A 23,584-nucleotide genomic window follows, 5' to 3' on the forward strand; every position below is an offset into this window, starting at 1 on the left:
GCTCGCGGACACACGATCGGCGACACTGGGTTCATGCGCTACGTGGGCCGGGTTCCCGCCCCGCCGCTCGACGGCTTCATCGACGACCTCTACTGCCTGACCGGGGCGCCGCGGCACCGCCGGATGAACGTTCCGCCGATGCCGTCGGCGCATCTGTTCGTCAACCTGGGCGAACCCGCCCTCCTGCGGGACTCCGATCCGGCGGTGCCGCCGGAGGTGTTCGTGGACGGGTGGTTCATGGGGGTGTGGACCAGGCGGTTCCTCATCGAGTACCCCCGCCGGGTCCGGCTCGTCGGGGTGCACTTCAAGCCGTGGGGGATTTCGCCGTTTGTCGGTGTTCCGGCCAGCGAGTTGCGGAACCGGTGGGTGCCGGTCGACGCCGTTTGGCGGCGTTCCCTGGACCGGATCCGCAACCGGATCGGCGACCTCGCCTCGCCTGCCGAGACCCTGCGGGTGCTGGAGGAGGAACTGCGGTCGCGACTCGCCGAGGGGCCGTCGCGCGGCCTCGCTCTGGTACGGCAGGCAGGGGGCCGCCTGGAGACCTCCCACGGCGTCGTCCCGGTCGGGGCGCTGGCCGACGACGCCGGGGTGAGCGGCAATCACCTGGCCACGTTGTTCAAGTCGCATGTCGGGGTCACGCCCAAGCGGGTGGCCCGGATCTACCGCTTCGCGCGGCTGATCGTGTCCGTGGACGCCCGCCGTACCATCGACTGGTCCGCGCTCGCCCAAGCGGCGGGATACTTCGACCACGCCCACTTCAGCCGGGAGTTCAAGGACTTCACCGGCCATTCCCCTACGGAATATCTGGCCCTGCGGCGCCGGTTCCCCGCCGAACCGGGGTTCCCGCCGGACAGCGGACCGATGCCCGCTGATTGATTTTTTACATGCTCACCCGCCCTCCGGCCGCCAGGATCGAGACGAACGCGCACCCGGATGGAGGAGGACCTGTGAGCACAGTGATCATGCACAACGTGGTGTCGGTGGACGGCTTCATCGCCGACGAGAACGACGGCGTCGGGCCGCTGCACGACTGGTACTTCAACGGGGACACCCCGATCAGGAGCACCGACCAGGACTACGACCATTCCGGCTCCGGAGGCGGCTTCAGGGTCTCGAAGGCGTCGGCGCCGTACGTGAGGTCGATGTGGGAGTCGATCGGCACGATCGTGATGGGCCGCCACTTCTTCGACCTGATGAACGGCTGGGAGGGCAACCCGCCCACCGGCGACCACGTGGTCGTGGTGTCCCACCGGCCCAAGCCCGAGGGCTGGCACCCCGAGGCGTCCTACCACTTCGTCGACGACCTGACGGCCGCGATCGGCAGGGCTCGGGAGCTTGCCGGGGAGCGGGTCGTCGCGGTGAGCGCCGGGGAGGTGGGCGGGCAGATGCTGGCGGCGGGGCTGGTGGACGAGGTGGCGATGGACGTGGTGCCGGTGGTGTTCGGGTCGGGCAAGCGCTACTTCGGCAGCGTCGAGGGGCAGCATCTGCTGGAGGATCCCCACGTGGTCCTGCAGGGCGAGGGGGTGCTGCACCTGCGCTTCCGGGTACGCCGCTAGCTGGGCGGCAGGGGGGTGATCCAGCCGAGCGCGAGGGCCAGGAAGATGAACGCGCCCAGCGCGATCCGGTAGATGACGAAGCCGGTGAAGCGGTGGGTGCTGATGTAGCGCAGGAACCAGGCCACGGCGGCGTAACCGACCACGAACGAGATGATCGTGGCCAGGATCGTCGGGCCCCAGGCGGGCGCCTGGCCCTCGCCGATCTCGGTCAGCTCCAGCAGGCCCGACGACAACACCGCGGGGATGGCCAGCAGGAAGGAGTACTTGGCCGCGTCCTCGCGCCGGTAGTCGAGCAGGAGTCCGGCGGTGATGGTGCCGCCGGAGCGGGAGACGCCGGGGATCAGGGCCAGCGACTGGGCGAAGCCGTACACGATGGCGTGGGTGAAGCTGAGGTGCTTCTCCAGCGTGAGCTTGTTGCGGGCGGTGCGGTCGGCGAACCACAGGATGATCGCGAAGACGATGAGCGTGGTGGCGATGATGCGCAGGTCGCGGAAGACGGTCTCGATCTCGGTCTTGAACAGCAGGCCGAGCGCGCCGATGGGCAGCGAGCCGACGATGATGAACCAGCCCATCCTGGCGTGGAACGCGCCGCGCAGGGCCGGTGTCCACAGGGAGCGGGTCCAGGTGGAGATGATCTCCCAGAGTTCCTTGCGGAAGTAGATGAGCACGGCGGTCTCGGTGCCGAGCTGGATCACCGCGGTGAAGGCGGCGCCCGGGTCCTTCCAGCCGACGAGCTCGGAGACGACGCGGATGTGTGCGCTGGAGGAGATCGGGAGGAACTCCGTCAGGCCCTGGATCAGGCCCAGGACAACAGCTTCGAGCCAGCCGATCACGCGCATACCCTCCCACGCCCGTCTCTTTGACGAAGCGAGGTTATCGGTCGTCGGGGGCGGGTGGTGACAGCGTGGCTCGTGGGAGCGGGCTTGGTCCCGAAATTTCGGGATATGGCTGTCGGCCGGATGGGGTGGGCCAGACGGTAGTACCTGTGATGGACACTTTCGCCGAGTACGTGATGACCCGGTCGGCACGGCTGCGCCGTACCGCCTACGTGCTCACCGGCGACTGGGGCACCGCCGACGACCTCGTCCAGACCGCTCTGGCCAAGGCGTGGACGGCGTGGCGGCGCATCGAGGGCGACCCCGATCCCTACGTCTACCGCATCCTCACCCACACCCACGCCTCCTGGTGGCGGCGGAGGTGGCGCGGGGAGGTGCCGACCGAGCGGCTGCCTGACACCCCGGGCGGCGACTTCTCGGCCGAGGCGGCGGAGAAGGCCGCGGTGTGGGCGGCGATCCGGGCGCTGTCGGACCGGCAGCGCGCGGTGATCGTCCTGCACTACTTCGAGGAGCTGACGCTCCCCCAGTGCGCCCAGGTGCTGGGGTGCTCGCTCGGCACCGTGAAGACGCAGCTCGGCAGGGCGCTGGCCAAGCTGCGCGTCCACCCGGGCATCCGGGCCGAGGAGGCGGCGCGATGACGTTCACCGAAGACGACCTGCGGGCGCTGCTGGACGAGCGCACCGCCTGCGCACCCGAAGGGGCGACGAGCGTGACCCAGATCGTACGGCGGGGCCGCCGCATGCTGATGATCCGGTGGGGGATGGGCGCGGTGCTGGCGGGGGCCGCCGCGCTCGTGGTGTTCCTGCTGGTCCCCTGGCGGGGTCCGGACCCGGTCCAGGTGGCCGCCGCGACGCCCTCGGCCGCCCCGGCCTCGGCCGCGCCGCGCGACTCCCGCGGCATGCTCGCCCATGAGCCGCCTCCCGCCCTCGACGGCGGGGCCCGCCGTACCGCCGGGGTCTCCAGCACCAAGTCGGCCGTCGGGCACGATCTGAAGCTCGGCCCGAAGTCCACCCGGGTGGTGGTGCGGTGCGAGGAAGCGGGCGCGTGGGTGGTCGTGTCCTTCAAGGGCGGGAAGGGGCGGACCGGGCGGTGCGACGGCGGCGAGGCCGAGTTCGAGGTGAACGGGAAGGGCAAGAGCGTGCGGGTGTGGGTGTTCCCCGGCCGCGCGCCCGTGGTGGACAAGCCGCTCGGGTCCTGCGCGGTGGCCCAGGAGGAGAAGGGGCTCTGCGACGGCAGGTACGCCGCCGCCGAGCTCATCCGGTATGACGTCGCCCTCTCTCTCGCCGCCGACCTGGGCGTGCAGCCAGGGGCCTGGTCGGCGGCGGTCTACGACCGGCCCTAGACCTTCCACGCCGGGGCCGCCTGCTTGGCGTACTCGGCGAAGTCGCGGGCCGGGCGGCCCAGGGCCTGCCGTACACCGTCGGCGAGGCTTTCGTTGCGGCCGTCGAGGACCTCGGCGAACAGCGCGTTCAGACCGTGGGCCTCTTCCTCGGGCACGCCCGCCGCGATGGCGCCGGCGGCGAACTCCTCCGGCGTGACCGAGACGTAGGCGACCTCGCGCCCGGTCGCCGCGCTGATCTCGGCGGCGGCCTCGGCGAAGCTGATCAGGCGGGGGCCGGTCAGCTCGTAGACCTTGCCGGCGTGGCCGTCCTGGGTCAGCGCCGCGGTGGCGACGTCGGCGATGTCCTCCACGTCGACGAAGGGCTCGGTGACCTCGCCGGCCGGCAGCGCGATGGTGCCGCTCAGCACCGGGTCCAGCAGCCAGCCCTCGTCGAAGTTCTGCATGAACCAGGAGCAGCGCACGACTGTCGCCTCGACGCCGGCGCCGAGGACGACCTGCTCGGCCTCCTGGGCGAGCTCCTCGTTGCGGCCGGACAGCAGGACCAGCCTGCGCACGCCGGCCGCGACGGCGAGTTCGGTGAAGGTGCGGATGCGGTCGAGCGCGCCGGGGAAGGCCAGGTCGGGGTAGTAGGTGATGTAGACGGCGGAGACGTCGCGGACGATGGGCGCCCAGGTGGAGTCGTCCTCCCAGTCGAACGCGGGACGCGAGCCCCTGCGCACGTCGAGGCCCATCGCCTCGAGCCGCGCGACCACGCGGCGGCCGGTCTTGCCGTTGGAACCGAGAACCAGTGTCGTGTTCGTCATGCCCTTTAGTTAAGTGCCTACGAATGAGACTGGACATGGTTGAAACGCGCCATTCCATGTGCGATCGTCTCAACCATGGACCAGCTTGCCGCACTCCTCGACGGGCCGCGTGCCCGGGGCGCCTTCCTGCTGCGTGCCCTCCTGGATCCGCCCTGGTCGATGCGGGTGGAGGACCAGGCGCCGCTCACGCTGGTGGCCGTGGTCAGGGGGGAGGCGTGGGTGGTCCCGAAAGGGGGTACGCCGGTCCGCATCAGCCCCGGGGAGGTGGCGATCGTGCGCGGGCCGGACGAGTACGTCGTGGCCGACCAGCCGGGCACCGTACCCCAGATCATCATCGGTGCCGACCAGCACTGCACCACGCTGGACGGCGAATCGCTCTACCAGTCGATGGACCTGGGCGTGCGTACCTGGGGAAACAGCGCCGACGGCGACACCATCATGATCGTCGGGACCTACGCCATGGAGACCGAGGTCAGCAAGCGGCTGCTGGAGGCGCTGCCGAAGCTCCTCGTGCTGCCGGGAGGGCCGCTGATCGGCCTGCTCGGCGCCGAGATGGTACGCGACGAACCCGGCCAGGAAGCCGTCCTCGACCGGCTGCTCGACCTGCTGCTGATCTCCACGCTGCGCTCCTGGTTCGCCGACCACGAGGCGCCCGCCTGGTACCGCGCCCAGAGCGACCCGATCGTCGGCAAGGCCATGCGCATGCTCCACAACAACCCCGCCCACCCCTGGACCGTCGCCTCGCTGGCCGCCGAGGTCGGCGTCTCGCGCGCCTCGCTGGCCAGGCGTTTCACCGAGCTGGTCGGCGAGCCGCCGATGGCGTTCCTCACCGACTGGCGCCTCGCCCTCGCCGCCGACCTGCTGCGCGAGCCGGGCGCCACCGTCGGCTCCGTCGCCAGGAAGGTCGGCTACGGCAGCCCCTTCGCCCTCAGCACCGCCTTCAAGCGGGTACGCGGCATCAGTCCCCAGGAATACAAGGTCGGATGAAACCCCTGGTGCTCGTCGACATCGACGGCGTGCTCAACCCGTTCGGCCGGCCGTCCGAGGACTTCCGGCGCTACCGGTGCGTGCTCGAAGGCGAGACCTACATCGTCCACCTCAACCCCCGGCACGGCAGGTGGCTGCTCGAACTGGCCGTGCGGGCCGGCGCCGAACTGGTCTGGGCGACCACCTGGGAACACCACGCCAACGAATGGATCGCTCCCCGCCTCGGGCTGCCGTCGCTGCCGGTCATCCGGGTGGCCCAGGACCGGCCCAGCGAGGTGGGTGAGATGTTCAAGACGCCGCACGTGGCGGCGTACGTGCGGGGGCGGCCGTTCGTGTGGTTCGACGACCTGCTGTTCTCCACCGACGAGCGCTATCTCAGGGACCACCCGGACGTCGGCGACTTCCTGCTCGTTCAAGTCGACCCGAAACGGGGGCTTACCAGGCGACATCTCGACCTCGCCACCGACTGGCTCACCCTGTCAGGGTTTTCTCAGGGTCCGTAGTGGAACGCGAACCGGCACCTTGTCCGTTTTCTCAAGTGAGTTCGCAACCAACGGAGGAGCGAGATGTACCGCTCGAAGGAGCACAGGATTCTGGCCGGCGTCTGCGGCGGCATCGCCGACAAGCTCGGCTGGTCGCCCACGGTCGTGCGCGTGCTGTGGCTGCTGCTGTCGCTGCTGCCCGGGCCCATGTGGGTGGCGTACGTGGTGCTGTGGATCGTCCTGCCCAACGGCCCGCGGAGTTACGCTCACTAGTATGAAGTCGCGCCCGCTCACGCTCATCCAGGACGATCTCGTCGACTACGACCCGGCGATGGAACGCATGACCGACCTGGTCGGCATGCGACAGCGAGACGAGCGGGGCGACACGCTGTGGTTGCTGAGCCACCCGATGGTCTTCACCGTCGGGCGGCGCACACCGCTGGAGCACCTGCCCGACCCCGCGCGCGGGGTGCCGGTCGTGGAGACCGGGCGGGGCGGCCAGCTCACCTACCACGGCCCAGGGCAGCTCGTCGGCTACCTCGTCGTCAAGCTCGGCGAGGACGAGGGCATCGTCGACTACGTCCGCGAGGTGGAGCTCCGCCTCGTCGAGGCGCTGGGCAAGCTCGGCCTGCCCGCCGAGCGCCGCGACACCCCGCCCGGCCACGAGCTCCTGACCGGCGTCTGGACCAGCGAGACCAGCCGCAAGATCGTCTCGATCGGCATGCGGCAGAGCCGCGGCGTCACCAGCCACGGCTTCGCCCTCAACGTCGACGGCGACCTCGAACCCTGGCACTGGGCGGTGGCGTGCGGCATGCCCGACGTGGACATGACCTCGGTCAAGCGCGAGCTGGGCGCCGCCGACATGACCGAGGTCCGCGAGACCGTCGCGACCGCGTTCGAGGCCCGCTAGGGCAACGGCACCTCGTCCACGGTACGGCGGGGCCCGGTGAACCAGCGCTTGGCCGACAACGTCCACCACAGGGCGATGCCCGCCAGCACCACGCCCACCGCGATCGGCGCGTAGTTGACCGCCGTCCAGGTGAACTCGGCGTTGCCCGGCACCCCCTTCGGCGAGACCGGCATGATGAAGTAGATCGAGATCACGACGATCTCGATGATGGCGATCCAGTTCAGGACCTTGTACTTCGAGCCCAGCGTCCAGGGTCCTGGCACGAACGCGGCGCCCTGCCTCAGCCGTAGCCAGATCGGGATCAGGAAGGCCAGGTAGAGGCCGATGACCGCGATCGACACGACCGCGAGGAAGGCGACGGGCGCGGCCGTACCTGGAGGGGCCCAGAGGGCGGGGAGCGTGATCAACAGCGCCACGCCGCAGCCGGCGAGGATGGCGTTGACCGGGGTGCGGTTGGCGTCGACGCGCGACCACAGCCGCCAGCCGGGCACCGCGCCGTCACGCGAGAACGCGTAGGTCATCCGCGACATCGAGGTCACGCAGCTCATCCCGCAGAAGAACTGGCCGAGCGTCGAGATCGCCAGGATCAGCGTCGCCGGCGCCCAGTCGAGCGCGGTCGTGAAGATCGTCGCGACGGCGCCGCCGCTCTCGTTGATCGCCTGCACGTCCGTGGCCGCGAACAGGAACGCCAGCAGCACGATCCAGCCGCCGATCGCCGAGTAGAAGATCGACTTCCACAACCCCTTGGCCGCCGCCGTCGACGCGCCCTGGGTCTCCTCCGAGACGTGCGCGCACGCGTCGAACCCGGTGATCGTGTACTGCGTGAGCAGGAAGCCCAGCGGCAGCACATAGAACCAGAACGGCAGGCCGCCCGTCCCGTCGCCGAAGCCCGAGTTGTTGATCGTCTCGGTGAACACGAACGAGACCGACTGGTGCTGCTGCGGCAGGAAGACCAGCAGCCCGACCACGACCGCCGCGCCCAGCACGTGCCACCAGACGGAGATGTTTTGCAGCAGCGAGATCAGGCGGTGGCTGTAGATGTTGATCAGCGCGTGGAGGATGAGGATGACCGCGAAGAAGCCGAAGACCCTTGCCAGGCTCGGCTCCCAGGTCGGGAAGAACTGGGTCAGGGTGAGGTCGAGGAAGGTGGCGCAGCCGTAGTCGACGGAGGCGGTGACGGCGATCAGGCCAACGAGGTTGAGCCAGCCGGTGAACCAGCCGTGGACCGGCTTGCCCAGCTTGGCGGCCCACCAGTAGATGCCGCCCGCCGTCGGGTAGGCGGAGACGAGCTCGGACATGCAGAAACCGATGATCAAGATGAAGATCGAGATCAGGGGCCAGCCCCAGGAGATGGCGACCGGGCCGCCGTTGTTCCAGGCTTGGTAGAAGGTGGTGAAACAGCCGGCGAGGATGGAGATGATCGAGAAGGAGATGGCGAAATTGGAGAAACCGCTCCAGGTACGTGCGAGTTCCTGCTTGTAACCCAGCTCGGCGAGTCGTTTGGAATCCTCATCCACAGACATGTGGTCTCCTCGGGGGGTTCTTTGGTCTACCTCTAGACCAATTCGATCCTCCGATCAAGCGGTTACACGAGAGTTTCAGGGTAGTAAGAGCTCCTCTTGATACTTCCGGGCTGACATGAGGCGTATATCCCGTCCAGCGTCAGGAGCCAAGGGCTCGGATTAGCTGTGGCGCCACAAGCTCGGACTAGCTGTGGTGCGCGCTTCGCGCGTGAAGGCAAGGCTGTCTTCTGGGCCCCACCCCTTGCCCAGCTAAGTGGTCGGCCAGTTGGAGCCCACCCGACAAGCTCGGACTAGCCGGGGTGCGCGCTTCGCGCGTGGGGCAAGGCTGTCTCCCCGGGGCCCGGCTAGGTGGTTGACCAGGTGGGGCTCGACCCGTTGCCCCGCCAGCAGGATCTGCCAGGTGCCATGAGCCGACCAGCGGTGATGCCGCTTGTACACCGTGATCCAGGAGCCGAACCGTTCGGGCAGGTCACGCCACGGCAGTTCGGAACGGGCCCGGTACGACACGCCGTCGATCGGCCTTCGATGGTCATTCCACCCCCAGCCCGCCACCCACAGGCAGCAGAAGGGCTTGAGCCGTTCCCACGCCGTGTCGGTCGGTGCTGCGGGCTCTGCACTGACCATGCGAAGGGAAGTGTCACAACTTCGGCGGCTGTCTTGTCGTGGCTGATGAACGAATCCGGTCCGGCACCGCGGTGAGGAAGGCGGGTCGTCATGAGGGTCACATGGGTTTGGGACGGCGGAGGTGTGGGGCGATGAGCGCCATTGCGTTTCTCAACATCGCCATGCATGGGCGCGTCAACCCGACGCTGCCCGTTGTGGCCGAGCTCGTCCGGCGCGGCCACACCGTCACGTATCACACGTCGCCCGCCTTCCAGAAGGAGATCGAGGACGCGGGCGCGACCGTGTTCCTCTATCCCGGAGGTGACCAGCCGCTGCCCGACCCGCCGATCCCGATCACGTTGATGGAAGGGCTCGTGAGCGGCGCGGCCCAGCTGGTGCCCGCCGTACTCGATGACCTGCGCGGCGTCCAGCCGGACCTGATCGTCCACGACAGCGCCTGTGTGTGGGGTGCGGTCGCCGCACGTGAGCTTGGGGTGCCCGCGGCTTCGTCGTACACCACGTTCGCCTTCAACCGGCGGGTGCCCAGCCCCACCCGTGCGTCGCTGGACCTGCTGGCCGGGGCACGGCCTCGGCAGTTCGCGAGCTACCTGCGCGCACGCAGGCGGCTCGACCGCCTCTTCGACACGAGCGGGCTGCCGTTGTTCGATGTGATCAACATCAGCGAGCCACTCAACCTGGTGTTCACCTCGCGGGCGTTCCAACCGGGAGACGTCGACCCGTCGTACCGGTTCGTCGGGCCCAGCGTCGGAGCTCGCCCGGCCGATCCGTCGTTCCCGGTCGATGAGCTGCGCGACCCGGTCCTGTACGCGTCGCTGGGCACGGTGGTCAACGGCGGCATCTGGCTCCTGCGCACCTTCGCCACGGCGCTCGCCCCGCTGGGCGGCACGGTGGTCATCTCCACCGGGCGGGACGATCCCGCGGCCCTGGAACCGTTGCCCGCCAACGTGATCGCCCGCAGCTTCGTGCCGCAACCCGAGGTGCTGTCCCGTGCCGCGCTGTTCGTCACCCATGGAGGGATGAACAGCGTCAACGAGGCGTTGTCCGCCGGGGTGCCGCTGCTGGTGGTGCCGCAGGGTAACGATCAGCCGTTGGTGGCGCGGCGCGTCGTCGAGCTCGGCGCCGGCCTGTCGCTCCAGAACAAGGACGTCTCCGTGAGCTCCGTGCGCGACCTGGCCAACCGGCTGCTCGACGGAGCGTGGTTCCGGACGCGGGCGGGCGTCCTGCGGACAGCCCAGCACGAGGCGGGTGGGTACCGGCGCGCGGCCGACGAACTGGAGCGGTACCTGCACGAGGCGCGGCCGGTCCCGCAACGCAGCGAGGCCGAGTGATGTCGCCCGCCGTCGTGGTTCTGCTGGTCCTCGCCGGGATGTCGGAGGCCCTCGGGCGCGTCCTGCCCTTCCTCGCGCGCAACCCCGGCAGGTCGTGGAGGGCGGTGGCCGGCCTTCTGGTCGCCGGCGGCCTCCTTGAGGCCGTGGTGTTCGCACTGTGGCCGCTGACCGCGTGGACCCTGGCCGATCTGGTGCTGCCCACGTCGCCAGGCGCCGTGCTCGTGTGGACGCCGGAGCTGGTCGCCCCGCTGGTGCTGTCGGCCGTCCTCGCGTTCCCGCTGCTCGGGCCGCTGTTCCATCTGTTGCTCCTGGTGGGAGTCGGGGCGGGGCTGGTCGGCCCGCTCGCCACGCTGACCGGATTGGGCTGGTGGGAGTCCGCCGGATGCGTGACCGTCGCCGGAGTGGGGCTGGGTCTCGCGGTGGAGGGCGCCCGGCGGCTGGTCGGCCGGTGGAACGCGGCCGAGGTGCCGGGGGTGGTCTGGTGAACGGCTTCCTGCTGTGGGCCCTGGTCGTCGGGGCGGTACTGCTCGCGGAAGGCCTCCTGGCCCGCTACGAGCTGCTGGTCTACGGCGCCGGCTGGCGTACTCCCACCGGCGAGCTCCCCGCGGACGTGCCCAACGCCCGCGGCGCGGCTCCCGAGCGCCCTCCGGACGCCTATCTGGTCTATCTGGACGGCATCGGCAAACGCTGGTTCCGCGACAGCCGCGACGGTGGTCAGCTCTCCTCGCGCTGCTCGCCAAAGCACCGGAGCTGCGGGTGCTCGGGCAGGTGCTGCCCTATTCGCCGCTGGCCAACCCGCTCGCCCAGCGGCCGGTCTGGGCGAGGCTCCGGCACCGAGCCGGGCTGTTGTTGTTCCTGCACAACGTCATGCAGACCTTCGTCGCCGCCGACAAGCGCTACCGTCCGATCTACAACCGTGCCGTCGGATCCCAGATCGCCACGCAGCTCCAGCGGGCCGGTTACAAGGCGGGCAGCGGAATCCCCGTGGTGCTGCTCAGCTACAGCGGGGGAGCACAGGTCGCCACCGGTGCGGTCGAGATGTTGTACACGACGTTGCGCTGCCCGCTGGTGCTGATCACCGTCGGTGGGTTTCACAACGGCGCCAACGACATGACACACGCCGAGCACCTGCATCAGCTCACGAGCGCCGACGACCTGATCGAGCGGGTGGGCGTGTGGATGTTCCCGCAACGCTGGCGGTTGTGGCGCGGCAGCGGGTGGAACCGAGCCCGCAGTGCCGGGAAGGTCACCACGCACTGGCTCGATCCGGCCACGCACTTCGGGCGGCGCAGCTACATCAGTCCCGCGGCCGAGTTGCCCGACGGCCGCACCCACCTCGACCGCACCGCCGACCTCGTGATCGCGCTGATCCGCGCCCGCCACAGCGCGGTCACGGAGGCCGCCGACTGAGGGCATCCTCCTGGAGTTACGGACTGTCCGACAAACGATCAACGGTCATCGCCCGGGCCCGTGAAAGGGAACGCCACATCTGCGAACTCAGGCAACGGCGCAGCATCGCCACCCGATTCGACAAGCCGGCCGGCCCACTATCCGGCGGGCGTCACCATCGACTCCGGCGGCCCGTCGGCCGGCTACAGCGAGTACCCGGGCGGGCGGACAGCCGGATGTGCCGTGGTGAGTTGGGCGGCGAGGCCGAGTAGGTGGGGTTCGCCGCCGGGTGGTGCGATGAGCTGCACCGCGATCGGCAGGCCGGTGGAGTGGGTGGCGATCGGTACCGACAGTGCCGGCCAGCCGCACATGTTCCACGGCCCGGTCGCCGGCGCGTACCTGGCGTTGGCCAGCACGTTGCTGAGCAGGCCCCGCTCCCGCCACCCGTCCGCGCGCGGCGGCACCGCGGCCAGCGTCGGGGTGATGAGCACGTCGGCGTCGCCGAACCAGCGGTCGGCGCCGTAGCCGCGCCAGCGTTCCCTGCCCTTGGCGCCGTCGAGCGAGAGCCTGGCGAGGATCCGTCCCGCCCTGCCGAGCGCGCGGCTGCGGCGCTCCAGCCGGCTGCGGTCCAGGCCGTCGGCGGCCTCGGCGGAGCGGGCCAGCCAGGCGGCGACCGTCGCGGGGCCCAGCCAGGCGGGCAGGCGTTCCCCGTGTTCCACGATCGTGTGCCCGGCCACGCGCAGCGTCTCGGCCGCCGCCTCCACCGCCGCCCGGAACTCCCTGTCCATCGGCAGTCCGGCGGGCAGCGGCTGGGGCGCGTAGGCGACGCGCAGGTCGAAGGGGCCGCCGGCCTCCGGCCTGATGGGGCGGTTCTCCCAGGTCCCCTCCTCGCCGTCGTCGGCCCAGACCGAGCGGAGCATGGGCCGCATCGGCTCGGTGCGGGCGCCGCTCCGCCACGACTCGGCCAGCCCGGGATCGGCGGCCAGCACGGAGAGCGTCATCGACAGGTCGGCCACGCTCCAGGCCAGCGGGCCGTTCTCGGTCAGGCCCCGCCAGTCGTTGACCGGCGGCGGGACCACACCGGGCCCCGGCTTCAGCGCCAGCACTCCGCAGCAGGCCGCGGGGATGCGCAGGGAGCCCATGCCGTCGTTGCCGAGGGCGATCGGGACCATGCCCGCCGACACCGCGGCGGCGGCGCCGGAGGAGGAGCCGCCTGCCGTACGGGAGAGGTCCCAGGGGTTTCTGACGGTGCCGTAGGCACTGTCGCCGAAGGCCACGAGGCCGAGCTCGGGCAGGTTGGTCAGTCCGACGACGACCGCGCCCGCCGCGCGCAGGCGGGCGACGGCGGGATGGTCCTCGCGCGCGGCGGCGGCGGGCGTGGCGGCCGAGCCGTGGCGGCACGCCTCGCCCGCGACCTCCAGGTTGTCCTTGACCGCCACGGGCACGCCCGCGAGCGGCAGGTCGGCCAGGTCGCGGCGCTTGCGCACCGCCCGCGCCTCCTCGACCGCGCGGGCCCTGACCAGGCGGAAGGCGCCGAGCCGCGGATCACGCTCGGCGATCACGTGGAGGTGCTCCTCGACGACGGTCTCCGGCGCGACGTCTCCATGCCGTACGGCTGCCGCGATCTCCACGGCCGACCTTCCTGCCCACAACATGCATAGAGTCTGCAGGTTTCTAGCGTTCGGTGCGAGGCTCCCGACCGGCTTCCTTCAAGGCCAGCCGCAACGCGAACTCGATCTGGGCGTTGACGCTGCGCAGGTCGTCGGCCGCCCACTTGGCGATGGCGTCGTGGACGGCCGGGTCCAGGCGCAGCAGGAGCTTCTTCTTGTCAGGCATAGAGGCTGCCGGCGTTCACCACCGGCTGGGTCGCGCGGTCGCCGCACAGCACGACCAGCAGGTTGGAGACCATCTGGGCCTTGCGCTCCTCGTCGAGGTCGACCACGCCCTCGGCGGCGAGCCGGTTCAGCGCGAGCTGGACCATCCCGACGGCGCCCTCGACGATGCGCGTGCGCGCGGCGACCACCTGGGCGGCCTGCTGGCGCACCAGCATGGCCTGGGCGATCTCGGGCGCGTAGGCGAGGTGGGTGATGCGCGCCTCCAGCACCTCGACCCCGGCCAGCTCGGTGCGCTCGCGCAGCTCGGTGGTGAGCTCCTCGGCGACGGTGGCGCCGTCGCGCAGGCTGGTGCGGGACTCCTCGTGCGAGTCGTACGGGTGGGTGGTGGCCAGGTGGCGCACCGCGGCCTCCGACTGGATGGAGACGTACTCCTCGTAGTCGTCGACGGAGAACACGGCCCGCGCGGTGTCGGTGACCTTGTAGACCACGACGGCGGCGATCTCGACCGGGTTGCCGTCGGCGTCGTTGACCTTCAGCCGGGCCGTCTCGAAGTTGCGGACCCTGAGCGTGACCTTGCGCTTCGTGGTGAGCGGGAGCACCCACTGCAGGCCGGTGTCGGTGACCGTGCCGACGTAGCGGCCGAGGAACTGCACGACATTGGCCTCGTTCGGGTTGATGACCGCGAAGCCGGTCAGCATGAGCAGCACGACCAGCCCGAGGACGATCGCGGGCACCAGCCCGGACATCCCGCCGTTCAGCAGGATCAGCCCCGCCGCCGCGGCCAGGGCGATCGCCACGAGCAGGGCCAGGAAGCCGTTGAGGCGGAAGGCACGTCGTTCCATCGCGACTCCTTGCTATCGAAGTGATATCACGATGATAGCCCACTAAACTCGAACGCGTGACCTCGCTCGCCCTCTCCCAGCGCTCGCTGGGCGACCCCTCGATCAGCTATCCGCTCGACCCGCCGCTCACCCGCGGCTGTCCCAAGACCAGCACCGACGCCCTGGCCTACCCGCTCGACGTGGACTACGCCTACGACCGGGTGCCGGCCGGGCTGTTCGAGCAGGCGCCGCTGCCCGACCTCGCGCGGTGGTCGCCGCTGCTGCCGCCGCTCCACGCGCCCACCCTGGGCGAGGGCGGCACGCCGCTGCTGGAGCTGGAGGACGGGGTCCACCTCAAGGACGAGTCCCGCAACCCCACCTGGTCGCACAAGGACCGGCTCAACCGCGTCACCGTGAGCGCCGCCGTGGCCGCGGGCGCGCCGGGCGTGGTCGTGGCCTCCTCGGGCAACCACGGCGCCTCCGCCGCCGCCTACGCCGCCCGCGCCGGGCTCAGGGCCGTCGTGCTCGCCTCGGCCGACTCGCCGCCGGCCGTCCAGTCGTTCGTGCGCGCGTACGGTGCCAAGGTCCTGACCGTGGACGCGGCCACGCGCTGGCCGCTGATGCGCGACATCGTCGACGAGCTGGGCTACCACCCGGTCAGCAACCAGACCGTCACCCACACCGGCCACCCCTACGGCCCCGAGGGCTACAAGACCATCGCCTACGAGCTGTACACCCAGCTCGGCCGGGTCCCCGCGGCGGTGTTCACGCCCACCGGCTACGGCGAGCTGATCTACGGCGTCTGGAAGGGCTTCACCGAGCTGCGCCGCACGGGCACGACGAAGGACCTGCCGCTCATGTTCGCCTGCGAGCCCGCGTCCGGCGGCCCGACCGCGCGGGCGCTGGCCGACGGCGACCCCGCCGCGATCGTCGAGGCGGGCCCGTCCGACGCCTACGCCATCCTGTGCGCGGTCGGCGGCCACCGCGCCGTGCGCGCGGTGGCCGACAGCGGCGGCCGGGCGCTGCTGGTCGGCGACGACCGGATGCGCGCCGCCCAGCGGGAGCTGGCCGGCCAGGGCGTCTGGCAGGAGCTCTCCGCCGCCGCGGGCCTGGCCGGGTTCCGCGCGCTGGGCCGTACCTTCGACGGGCCCGTGGTGTGCGTCGGGACCTCCAGCGGCTTCAAGGACCTCGGCGTCGGCGCAGGCCGTACCGAGGTGCTCGCCGACCCCACCTGGCGCGACGCCCTCTAGCGGTACGGCCGGCCGCTACTCCCCCTCGCGCAGCCAGACCCGCAGCGGCCCGATCGCGGTGAACCCGTGGCGGGCCGCGGCGGAGACGTCGCTCTCGTAGCCGACGAGCGGCCGCCCGGGAACCAGCCGGGCGGCCATCGCGAGCACGCCCGCCCACGCGTCGTCCACGTCCCGCCCGGCGGCGAACACGTTCGAGACCCCCACGACCTCCGCGCCGCTGAGCACCGCGCCGCAGACGATCTCGCCGTCGGCCCGACCGGCCAGCACCCTGGCGCCGTCCAGGATCGCGGGCAGGAACAGCTCGCCGTCGCTCCCGCCGTTCCAGGCCCGCTCCCAGGCGCGAAGGGTCGCGGCGTCCTCGACGGCCGACCACGCGATCTCGCCCGCCGCATCGGTGCCCTCGGGCGGCTCCCGGTGGATCCAGCTCGCCTCGAACAGCACCTCGAACCCGCCGTCCAGCTCCAGCGCCGCGAAGCTGTCCTTCACCGAGGCCCAGGGGCCGGCGTCGATGCCGTCCAGCACGTCGGCGGCGCTCGCGGCGGGATCGAGGGTGACGGCGTCGGGGTAGTAGGGCGGCGTCCTGCGGGCGCTGCTCCACACGGCGGGGCCGAAGCGTCCGGTGAGGCCGTGGGCCCGGCACATCAGGTCACACCACTCGGCGTTGTTGCGCGCCGCGGCCAGCACCCTCTCGTCGGTCATTTCCCCATTATCCGGGCGTTGGTGTGCCGGGTGGCCTTCGCCGTCAGCGGATCCTCCGGCCAGGGGTGCTTGGGATAGCGCCCGCGCAGCTCGGCCCGCACGGCCCGGTAGCCCTCGCGCCAGAACGAGGCCAGATCCGCGGTCACCGCCGCCGGCCGCCCCGCCGGGGACAGCAGGTGAATGAGCAGCGGCACCCCCGCGATCCTCGGGGCGTCGTCCCAGCCGAACAGCTCCTGCAGCTTGACCGCCAGCACCGGCCGCTCGCCCGAGTAGTCCACGCGCACGCGCGACCCGCTCGGCACCTCGATCCGCTCCGGCGCGACCTCCTCCAGCCGCCGGTTCCACGGGACCAGCCTGCGCAGCGCGGTGGCCACGTCGATGCGCTCCAGGTCCGAACGGCGGCGGGCCCGCGACAGTTCCGGCTCCAGCCATTGCTCGGCCAGCTCGGCCAGCGCGTCCGCGTCCGGCCACGGGTCGCCCTCCGCCCTGCGGCAGAAGGCCAGCCGCTCGCGCAGCGCCACGGCCTCGGGGGTCCAGGTGAGCACCTCCTCGGTACGCAGGCCGTACAGGAGGGCCTCCCGCACGTCGGCGCCGGGCAAAGGCCTGGAGGACAGCTCGATCGCGCCCAGCCGCTCGACCCGCCGCGCCACCACGTCGCCGCGCCGCTCGCCCGGCTGGGCCCGCCAGGCCACCTCGTCCTCGACCGTGACCTCGCCGGCGAGCATGGCCGTCTCCGCGTCGATCACCACGGCCTGCCGGATCCGCGCCGTGGCCGATCCCGTCGGCCGGTCGGCCACCGCGATGGCCAGCCACTCGGCCTCCCCCAGCCGCGAGCCCTCGCCGAGCCGCGCCTGCGTGCCGGAGGCCATGAGGTAGGCCCCGCCCCTGCGCCGCGCCACCCGCTCGGGGAAGGCCAGCGCGACCGTCACCCCGGCCACCGCGTCCTGCCGCTCCCCGCCCGGCGGTACGGCCCTGGCCAGCCGTTCGACCTCCTTGCGCCAGTGCGGCAGGGCGCCGCGCCTGGCTGAGCGCCAGACCTCGGCCAGGTCGTCGGAGGCGTCCCTGGGCAACTGGTCAGACAGCAGGGCGACCACCTCGGCGGCGCCGGGTCCGGCGTCCAGGAGCGCCCTGGCCAGGCGCGGGTGCACGCCCACCTGGGCCATCCGCCGTCCGCGCCCGGTCACGCGAAAGGCGGTGGGTCCGGGCGCGCCGAGGGTCTCCAGGGTCCGGGTGGTGGGTTCGAGCGCGCCGAGGGTCTCCAGGGTCCGCGTGGCGGCGGACATCGCGGCCGGTGGCGGCGGGGTCAGCAGGCGCAGGCCGGTGGCGTCCGCGTCTCCCCAGCAGGCGGCCTGCAGGGCGAACCCGGTCAGGTCCGCCAGGGCGATCTCGGGCTGGGGGTGGTCGGGCAGGCGCTGGTGCTCGGCCTCGCTCCAGCAGCGGTAGACGGCGCCGGGCGCCTCGCGGCCCGCCCGGCCCGCCCGCTGCACGGCCGCCGCCTTCGAGGCGCGGACCGTGGTCAGGGAGCCGAGCCCCCTCGCGTGGTCGGTACGCGGTTCGCGGGCCAGCCCCGAGTCCACCACCACGCGCACCCCGGGCACGGTCAGGCTCGACTCGGCCACCGAGGTGGCCAGCACGACCCTGCGGGCCTCGGCCGGGGCGAGCACGGCGTCCTGGACGTGCGCCGGGGCCTGGCCGTGCACCTGGAGCACGTCCACACCCGCGCCGGACAGCATCCCGGCCACCCTGGCGATCTCGGCCACGCCGGGCAGGAAGCAGAGCACGTCGCCCTGCCGTTCGGCCAGCGCCCGCCGTACCGTCGCGGCGACGTGGGACAGCAGCGCGGGGTCGACGCGCAGCCCGTGGGGCGGCGCGACCGGGCGGGGCGGCGGCGCCCACACGGTCTCGACCGGGTGCAGGGCGCCGGTGGCGGCCACGATCGGCGCGTCGCCGAGCAGCCGCGCGAGGGGCGCGGCGTCGGCGGTCGCCGAGGTGGCCAGCAGGCGCAGGTCCGGCCTGAGCGTCTCGCGGACGTCGAGCATGAAGGCCAGGGCGGTGTCGGCGTCGAGGTGGCGTTCGTGGCACTCGTCGAGGATGACGACGTCCACGCCGGGGAGTTCCTGGTCGCGCTGGAGACGTTGCAGGAGCACGCCCGTGGTCACGACCTCGACCAGCCGGTTGCGGCCGGTCCTGCGCTCGCCCCTGATCGTGTAGCCGGCGTCCATCCTGCGCGCGGCCGCCCGTACGGCCAGCCGCCGCGGCTCGGCGACCAGCACCCTCGCCCCCTGCTCGGCCAGCGCGAGGGGCACGACGGTGGTCTTGCCGGTGCCGGGCGGCGCGGTGAGGACGGCGGCGCCGTGCCGTTCCAGCACCTCCGACAGCTCCCCCAGCACCTCGCCGATCGGCAGGCCATCGGGGTCGTGGAACGGTCTGGGCACGGGATCAGGCCGGGTGGGCGGAGCTGACGATGGAGTCGATCAGGCCGGGGAAGCGGGCGTCGAGGTCGTCCCTGCGCAGGCTCAGCAGGCGTTCGCGGCCGTTCACGCGGGTCCTGGTCACCCCGGCCTCGCGCAGCGCGCGGTAGTGGTGCGACAGCGTGGACTTGTGGATGTCGAGGTCGTCGCCCGCGCTGGCGCACGACAGCTCGCTGCCGTCGGCGAGCTTGACTACCAGCTCCAGCCGCACGGGGTCGCCCAGCACCCGGAGCACCTCCGTGAGCTGGATGTCCTTCGCGTCCGGGTGGGGAAGCTGGCGCATGATGTCACTCTACTTCAGTTCCATTGTTTGACAACCATCCAACTATAAGCCAGCGTAGTGGGCGTGAATTCCAGGCTCTATCCACTCGCTGTGGGAAATTTCGCCGTTGGGACGGGCATGTTCGTCACGGCGGGGCTTCTCCCCCCGATCTCCCATGACCTGCGGATCTCGGTGGCCGCGGCCGGGCAGTTGGCGACGGTGTTCGCGCTGGCCTACGCCGTCCTCTCGCCCGTGCTGGCGGCGCTCACGGCCCGGATGCCGCGCAAGCGCCTGTTGCTGATCGCGCTCGGCGTCTTCGTCCTCGGCAACGCCCTGACCGCCCTCGCGCCCACCTACCCGCTGATCCTGGCCACCAGAGTGATCGCGGCGGCGGGGGCGGCCATGTTCACGCCGACCGCCTCGGGCGTCGCCAACGCGCTGACCACGCCCGAGCGCAGGGGCCGCGCGCTGGCGCTGGTCATGGGCGGGCTGAGCGTCTCGTCGGCGATCGGGGTGCCGCTCGGCACCTGGCTGGGCGGGGCGGGCGGCTGGCGTTCGACGATCTGGCTGGTGGTGGGGCTCGGCGTCGTGGGGCTGGTCGGCGTCGCGGTCAAGGTGCCCGAGGTGATGATCCCCGCCTCGGGACGGCTGCGCGACCGCTTCGCCCCGCTGACCGACCGGCGCGTGGGCGCGGTGCTGATGACCCAGTTGCTCATCTTCGCGGCGGGCTTCACCGCCTACACCTACATCGGCTCGCTCCTCGACCTGCCCTTGGCCGCGGTGTTGTGGGCGTGGGGGCTGGGCGGGATCATCGGCAACCAGCTCGGCGGCCGGCTCACCGACGCCTACGGCCCGCGCCGGATGATCTTCCTGAGCCTCGTCGCCGCGACCGTGTTCCTCGGGCTGATCCCGGTCGCGAACCTCTCGCTGCCGATCGCGCTGGTCTGGGCGTTCCTGTGGGGGACGGTGGGCTGGATGATGGCGCCCGCGCAGCAGTACCGGACGGTCGCGGCGGTCCCCGGCAGCGTGCCGATCGGGCTCGGTCTCCTGTCGTCCGCGCAGTACCTGGGCCTGTTCGTGGCCGGTCTCTCCGGCGGCCTGGCCCTGGAGTGGTACGGCAGAGCCGGCGTGATCGTGCTCTCCACGGCCCTCGGCGTGGTCGCGGTGCTGTTCACGCTGGCCACCTACCGCCGCGCGCCGGCGGCCGAGCCGGCGCCCGCCGCCTGACCCATTCCCGCCATCGTCTCCCTCGCGTGCTCGACCAGCGCACGGGCCGCCGGCCCAGCGGGCTGGTCGGTACGCCAGGCCAGCCCCATCTGCCCCCGCATCGCCGGCTCCCTGACCGCCAGCACGTGCAGGTCGTCGTGCCGCAGCACCGCCGAGCGCGGCAGGATCGCCACCCCCAGCCCGTGGGCGGCCAGCTTGGCCAGGAAGTACGGCTCGCTCGCCTCGAACGCCACCCGGGGCCGGAAGTCCGCCGCGGCGCAGGCCGACTCGAGGATGGAACGCAACCCCGTCCCGGGCGGCAACGTGATCAGCGTGTGGTCGCGCAGCTCCGGCACCGTGACGGAGTCGCGCCCGTCGAGCGCGTGCCCGCGCCTGACCGCGGCCACGACCTCCTGGTCGAGGACCACCTGGGTCTCCACCCCCGGGGGCAGCGGCGCGCCGAGTCCGAGCAGCGCCAGGTCCACCTGCCCGGCGGCGAGCGCCTCGGCGAGCGTGACCGGGTCCATCTCGTTGAGCGTGATCTCCACGGCCGGGTGCCTGTCGTGGAAGCCCGCGAGCAGCCCGGCCAGGTCGAGCGCCCAGGGCGCGGTGACCACGGCCATGACGACCCGCCCGCGCAGCAGCCCGGTGAACTCGTCGACGACGTCGCGCATCCCGGTGACCGCCCACAGCGCGGCCCGCGCGTACGGCAGCACCGCCCGCCCCACCTCGGTCAGCGTCACGCTCCGCCCCGACCGGTCGAACAGCGGCTGCCCCAGCTCCCGCTCCAACTGCTTGATCTGCGCGCTCACCCCGGGCTGCGCCACGTGCAGCTTGGCCGCGGCCTTGGTGAACCCACCCTCTTCGACCACCGAGACGAAGTACTCGAGCTGCCGCAGTTCCATAACTGAGGATTATAGCTGCGAGCAGAACAAGCTCTTGGACTTATGAGTGCCTCCGCGACGAGGATGGCGGCATGGCTCAAGAAATCACCGCAGAATCCGATCGGTACGACGGCGAGCGGACCGGCTTCCAGCTCTCCGCGAGCCACCGTCCCGACGTGATCTTCGCCGCGGAGACCGCGGCCGACGTACGCGCCGCCGTGGCCCACGCCGCCGGGCGCGAGCTTCCGGTAGCCGTCCAGGCCACCGGCCACGGCATGCCGGGGGCGAGCGACGGCGGCGTCCTCATCACCACGGGCAGGATGGACGGCGTCCGCGTCGACCCCGCCACCGCGACCGCCTGGATCGAGGCGGGCACCCCGTGGTCCAAGGTGGTCGAGGCGGCCGCCCCGCACGGCCTGGCCCCGCTCTCCGGCGCCGCCCCCGCGGTGGGCGCCCTCTCCTACACGCTCGGCGGCGGCATCGGCCTCATGGCACGCAAGCACGGCTACGCCGCCGACCACGTCAGGTCCATCGAGGTCGTGACGGCCGGCGCCGACCTGGTCCTGGCCACCCCAGACAAGGAGCCCGACCTGTTCTGGGCCCTGCTCGGCGGACGGGGCAACTTCGGCGTGGCCACCCGCCTGGAGATCGCCCTGGTCCCGCTGAGGACCCTGTTCGGCGGCGGGCTGTTCTTCGACGGCTTCGACGCGGTCCACGCCTGGCGCGAATGGGTGGCCGGCGCCCCGGAGGAGCTGACGTCGTCGGTGGCGGTCATCCCGTTCCCGGACGCCCCCTTCGTCCCGGAACCCCTGCGCGGCAGGAGGGTGACGCATGTCCGCATCGCCTACCTGGGCACTCCGGAGGCGGGCGCCGCCCTGATCGCGCCCCTGCGCGCCCACGCGAAACCCCTGATGGACACGGTGAAGGAGATCCCCTACACCGCCTCGGGAACCATCCACAACGACCCCACTGAGCCCGTGGCCGCCCAGTCCTCCCACAGCCTGCTGCGGGAACTGCCGCCCCAGGCGATCGAGGCGACCAGGGCCCTGGAGTCCAACATCATCGAGATCCGCCACCTGGGCGGCGCCCTGTCCCGCCCGACGGCGACCCCGAACGCCGTCGGCAACCGAGAGGCCGCCTACCTCTACGCGGTTCTCTCCCGAGGCTCAGAGGTGACGAACGAGCACGCGGAGACGGAAGCCGCCCTGCGCCCCTGGTCCACCGGCGGAAAGGCGCTGAACTTCCTGTTCACCGCACACGCCACAGAGGAGAACGTGAAGAGGGCGTTCACCCCGGAGGCGTACGAGCGCCTGAGAAGCCTCAAGAGGGCCTACGACCCGGCCGACCTCTTCCGCCACACCCACCGGATCCCGCCCCAGGGGGCCGACGAAGGGCCGTGACGGCGGGAACCACGTCCGGCGTGAGAAGCGACCCCCGCGATCGGCGCCCGCCCACGCCGGCGGGTGGCGTGGGCGGGGGCTCGCCGTAACGGATGGGCTAAATCCCGACCGGGTGCCAGACGGTCTTGGTTTCGAGGAAGGGGGTGAGGCGGGACAGGCCCGGGTCGGCCGACCAGTCGACGGTCGAGGGGCGGAGCACGCGCTTGAGGTTCTCGGCGGCCTCCTGCTCGCACTTCAGCGCCAGGTCGGGATCCTCCACGCCGGTCAGGTCCAGGCCGTTGACGTCCATGTGCGCGGCCAGCCACGGGGCCAGCTCGGACTGGTGGCCGGTCAGGACGTTGACCACCCCACCGGGCAGGTCGGAGGTGGCCAGCACCTCCGCCAGCGTGATCGCGGGCAGCGGCGCGCTCTCCGCGGCCACCACCACGCACGTGTTCCCGGTGACGATCACGGGCGCGATCACGGAGATCAGCCCGAGCAGCGGGTCGGCGGGCGCCAGGACCGCGACCACCCCGGTCGGCTCCGGCGTCGAGAGGTTGAAGTACGGCCCCGCCACCGGATTGGCCGCCCCGCGCACCGAGGCGATCTTGTCCGACCACCCGGCGTACCAGACGAGCCGGTCCACGGCCGCGTCCACCCGCTCGGCCGCGGCCTTCTTGGGCCCGCCCAGTTCCTCGGCGAACTGCGCCCGCCGCCCCTCCAGCATCTCCGCGACGCGGTAGAGGATCTGCCCACGGTTGTACGGCGTCGCCCCCGACCAGCCGGGGAACGCCTTGCGGGCGGCCACCACGGCGTCACGGGCGTCCTTGCGCGAGGCACGCGCCGCGTTGGCCACGAACTCGCCCTTGGCCGAGGTCACGACGTAGGACCTTCCACTCTCGGATCGCGGGAACGCCCCGCCGATGAACAGCTTGTAGGTCTTGCGGACGGCCAACCTACTCATCGCCGCGCCCCCTCCACGTGATCTCCTGCGTCA

General features: G+C 71.8%; 25 protein-coding genes and 1 pseudogene. 14 read left to right on the plus strand and 12 right to left on the minus strand.

The window, feature by feature from the left end; all coding sequences use genetic code 11:
* The first annotated feature begins 33 nt into the window (after window positions 1-33).
* Together ACIBEJ_RS18650 and ACIBEJ_RS18655 are read left to right on the plus strand one after the other, a co-directional pair.
* Complete coding sequence (locus tag ACIBEJ_RS18650) at window positions 34-876, plus strand: helix-turn-helix domain-containing protein (protein WP_397183970.1); 843 nt, start codon at window positions 34-36, stop codon at window positions 874-876.
* A gap of 71 nt (window positions 877-947) precedes the next feature.
* A complete protein-coding gene (locus ACIBEJ_RS18655) occupies window positions 948-1,556 on the plus strand; it encodes a dihydrofolate reductase family protein (RefSeq protein WP_397183971.1) in 609 nt (202 codons plus the stop codon).
* On the opposite strand, the gene ACIBEJ_RS18660 is transcribed toward ACIBEJ_RS18655, so the two are convergent.
* Window positions 1,553-2,395: an undecaprenyl-diphosphate phosphatase gene (locus ACIBEJ_RS18660; protein WP_397183972.1), complete on the minus strand. Its 843-nt coding sequence runs from the start codon at window positions 2,393-2,395 to the stop codon at window positions 1,553-1,555. The two genes, ACIBEJ_RS18655 and ACIBEJ_RS18660, sit on opposite strands and share 4 nt — an antisense overlap.
* Window positions 2,396-2,544: 149 nt before the next feature.
* Between ACIBEJ_RS18660 and ACIBEJ_RS18665 the strand changes: the two genes are divergently transcribed.
* On the plus strand, window positions 2,545-3,030 hold the full coding sequence (locus ACIBEJ_RS18665) for a SigE family RNA polymerase sigma factor (RefSeq protein ID WP_397184324.1): 486 nt from the start codon (window positions 2,545-2,547) through the stop codon (window positions 3,028-3,030).
* Window positions 3,027-3,734 (plus strand): hypothetical protein, encoded by a 708-nt coding sequence (locus tag ACIBEJ_RS18670; protein WP_397183973.1) that lies wholly within the window; start codon window positions 3,027-3,029, stop codon window positions 3,732-3,734. The genes ACIBEJ_RS18665 and ACIBEJ_RS18670 overlap by 4 nt, the downstream gene beginning before the upstream one ends.
* On the opposite strand, the gene ACIBEJ_RS18675 is transcribed toward ACIBEJ_RS18670, so the two are convergent.
* Window positions 3,731-4,537, minus strand: a complete 807-nt coding sequence (locus ACIBEJ_RS18675; RefSeq protein WP_397183974.1) for an NmrA family transcriptional regulator — start codon at window positions 4,535-4,537, stop codon at window positions 3,731-3,733. The two genes, ACIBEJ_RS18670 and ACIBEJ_RS18675, sit on opposite strands and share 4 nt — an antisense overlap.
* A gap of 75 nt (window positions 4,538-4,612) precedes the next feature.
* Here ACIBEJ_RS18675 and ACIBEJ_RS18680 point away from each other — a divergent pair, with 75 nt between their 5' ends.
* From ACIBEJ_RS18680 to lipB, 4 genes are all read left to right on the plus strand, one after another.
* The gene (locus tag ACIBEJ_RS18680) at window positions 4,613-5,524 is read left to right on the plus strand and encodes an AraC family transcriptional regulator (protein ID WP_397183975.1); all 912 of its coding nucleotides are present in this window, start codon (window positions 4,613-4,615) and stop codon (window positions 5,522-5,524) included.
* Window positions 5,521-6,027 (plus strand): HAD domain-containing protein, encoded by a 507-nt coding sequence (locus tag ACIBEJ_RS18685; protein WP_397183976.1) that lies wholly within the window; start codon window positions 5,521-5,523, stop codon window positions 6,025-6,027. The genes ACIBEJ_RS18680 and ACIBEJ_RS18685 overlap by 4 nt, the downstream gene beginning before the upstream one ends.
* Before the next feature lie 63 nt (window positions 6,028-6,090).
* Window positions 6,091-6,279, plus strand: coding sequence for a PspC domain-containing protein (locus ACIBEJ_RS18690; protein WP_397183977.1), 189 nt, complete (start codon window positions 6,091-6,093; stop codon window positions 6,277-6,279).
* A gap of 1 nt (window position 6,280) precedes the next feature.
* Window positions 6,281-6,916, plus strand: a complete 636-nt coding sequence (gene lipB, locus ACIBEJ_RS18695) for a lipoyl(octanoyl) transferase LipB (RefSeq protein ID WP_397183978.1) — start codon at window positions 6,281-6,283, stop codon at window positions 6,914-6,916.
* Here lipB and ACIBEJ_RS18700 read toward each other — a convergent pair.
* Both ACIBEJ_RS18700 and ACIBEJ_RS18705 read right to left on the minus strand, forming a co-directional pair.
* Window positions 6,913-8,439: an amino acid permease gene (locus ACIBEJ_RS18700; protein WP_397183979.1), complete on the minus strand. Its 1,527-nt coding sequence runs from the start codon at window positions 8,437-8,439 to the stop codon at window positions 6,913-6,915. The two genes, lipB and ACIBEJ_RS18700, sit on opposite strands and share 4 nt — an antisense overlap.
* Window positions 8,440-8,820: 381 nt before the next feature.
* Window positions 8,821-9,063 (minus strand): annotated as a pseudogene (locus ACIBEJ_RS18705) (transposase); the annotation flags it as partial.
* Window positions 9,064-9,194: 131 nt separating this feature from the next.
* On the opposite strand from ACIBEJ_RS18705, the gene ACIBEJ_RS18710 reads away from it, so the two are divergent.
* The 3 genes from ACIBEJ_RS18710 (at window position 9,195) to ACIBEJ_RS18720 (ending at window position 11,801) form a co-directional block, all read left to right on the plus strand.
* On the plus strand, window positions 9,195-10,391 hold the full coding sequence (locus ACIBEJ_RS18710; RefSeq protein WP_397183980.1) for a macrolide family glycosyltransferase: 1,197 nt from the start codon (window positions 9,195-9,197) through the stop codon (window positions 10,389-10,391).
* Window positions 10,391-10,876, plus strand: a complete 486-nt coding sequence (locus ACIBEJ_RS18715) for a hypothetical protein (protein ID WP_397183981.1) — start codon at window positions 10,391-10,393, stop codon at window positions 10,874-10,876. The genes ACIBEJ_RS18710 and ACIBEJ_RS18715 overlap by 1 nt, the downstream gene beginning before the upstream one ends.
* A 271-nt stretch (window positions 10,877-11,147) precedes the next feature.
* On the plus strand, window positions 11,148-11,801 hold the full coding sequence (locus ACIBEJ_RS18720) for a hypothetical protein (protein ID WP_397183982.1): 654 nt from the start codon (window positions 11,148-11,150) through the stop codon (window positions 11,799-11,801).
* Window positions 11,802-11,983: 182 nt separating this feature from the next.
* Here ACIBEJ_RS18720 and ACIBEJ_RS18725 read toward each other — a convergent pair whose 3' ends face one another.
* From ACIBEJ_RS18725 to ACIBEJ_RS18735, 3 genes are read right to left on the minus strand one after another with little or no spacing between them, the layout of a single operon-like run.
* A complete protein-coding gene (locus tag ACIBEJ_RS18725; protein ID WP_397183983.1) occupies window positions 11,984-13,435 on the minus strand; it encodes an amidase in 1,452 nt (483 codons plus the stop codon).
* 19 nt (window positions 13,436-13,454) lie between these two features.
* Entirely contained in the window at window positions 13,455-13,616 is a 162-nt protein-coding gene (locus tag ACIBEJ_RS18730) for a hypothetical protein (protein WP_397183984.1), read from the minus strand.
* Window positions 13,609-14,457 carry an SPFH domain-containing protein gene (locus ACIBEJ_RS18735; protein ID WP_397183985.1) on the minus strand — a complete coding sequence of 283 codons (849 nt, stop codon included), beginning with the start codon at window positions 14,455-14,457 and terminating at the stop codon, window positions 13,609-13,611. Before ACIBEJ_RS18735 ends, ACIBEJ_RS18730 begins: the two co-directional genes overlap by 8 nt.
* A gap of 56 nt (window positions 14,458-14,513) precedes the next feature.
* On the opposite strand from ACIBEJ_RS18735, the gene ACIBEJ_RS18740 reads away from it, so the two are divergent.
* Window positions 14,514-15,686 (plus strand): pyridoxal-phosphate dependent enzyme, encoded by a 1,173-nt coding sequence (locus ACIBEJ_RS18740; protein WP_397183986.1) that lies wholly within the window; start codon window positions 14,514-14,516, stop codon window positions 15,684-15,686.
* Between the two features lie 15 nt (window positions 15,687-15,701).
* On the opposite strand, the gene ACIBEJ_RS18745 is transcribed toward ACIBEJ_RS18740, so the two are convergent.
* From ACIBEJ_RS18745 to ACIBEJ_RS18755, 3 genes are read right to left on the minus strand one after another with little or no spacing between them, the layout of a single operon-like run.
* Window positions 15,702-16,385 (minus strand): hypothetical protein, encoded by a 684-nt coding sequence (locus ACIBEJ_RS18745; RefSeq protein WP_397183987.1) that lies wholly within the window; start codon window positions 16,383-16,385, stop codon window positions 15,702-15,704.
* Window positions 16,382-18,820, minus strand: coding sequence for an ATP-dependent helicase HrpB (gene hrpB / locus ACIBEJ_RS18750; RefSeq protein ID WP_397183988.1), 2,439 nt, complete (start codon window positions 18,818-18,820; stop codon window positions 16,382-16,384). Before hrpB ends, ACIBEJ_RS18745 begins: the two co-directional genes overlap by 4 nt.
* A gap of 4 nt (window positions 18,821-18,824) precedes the next feature.
* Window positions 18,825-19,139 carry an ArsR/SmtB family transcription factor gene (locus ACIBEJ_RS18755; RefSeq protein ID WP_397183989.1) on the minus strand — a complete coding sequence of 105 codons (315 nt, stop codon included), beginning with the start codon at window positions 19,137-19,139 and terminating at the stop codon, window positions 18,825-18,827.
* A gap of 90 nt (window positions 19,140-19,229) precedes the next feature.
* On the opposite strand from ACIBEJ_RS18755, the gene ACIBEJ_RS18760 reads away from it, so the two are divergent.
* On the plus strand, window positions 19,230-20,345 hold the full coding sequence (locus tag ACIBEJ_RS18760; protein WP_397183990.1) for an MFS transporter: 1,116 nt from the start codon (window positions 19,230-19,232) through the stop codon (window positions 20,343-20,345).
* Here the strand turns inward: ACIBEJ_RS18760 and ACIBEJ_RS18765 are convergent.
* Window positions 20,303-21,229 (minus strand): LysR family transcriptional regulator, encoded by a 927-nt coding sequence (locus ACIBEJ_RS18765; RefSeq protein WP_397183991.1) that lies wholly within the window; start codon window positions 21,227-21,229, stop codon window positions 20,303-20,305. The two genes, ACIBEJ_RS18760 and ACIBEJ_RS18765, sit on opposite strands and share 43 nt — an antisense overlap.
* Before the next feature lie 71 nt (window positions 21,230-21,300).
* On the opposite strand from ACIBEJ_RS18765, the gene ACIBEJ_RS18770 reads away from it, so the two are divergent.
* Window positions 21,301-22,608 carry an FAD-binding oxidoreductase gene (locus ACIBEJ_RS18770; protein ID WP_397183992.1) on the plus strand — a complete coding sequence of 436 codons (1,308 nt, stop codon included), beginning with the start codon at window positions 21,301-21,303 and terminating at the stop codon, window positions 22,606-22,608.
* Window positions 22,609-22,705: 97 nt separating this feature from the next.
* Here ACIBEJ_RS18770 and ACIBEJ_RS18775 read toward each other — a convergent pair whose 3' ends face one another.
* Complete coding sequence (locus ACIBEJ_RS18775; RefSeq protein WP_397183993.1) at window positions 22,706-23,551, minus strand: aldehyde dehydrogenase family protein; 846 nt, start codon at window positions 23,549-23,551, stop codon at window positions 22,706-22,708.
* Window positions 23,552-23,584: the final 33 nt, after the last annotated feature.

Source organism: Nonomuraea sp. NPDC050790, from assembly GCF_044456745.1.
Taxonomy (GTDB): Bacteria; Actinomycetota; Actinomycetes; order Streptosporangiales; family Streptosporangiaceae; genus Nonomuraea.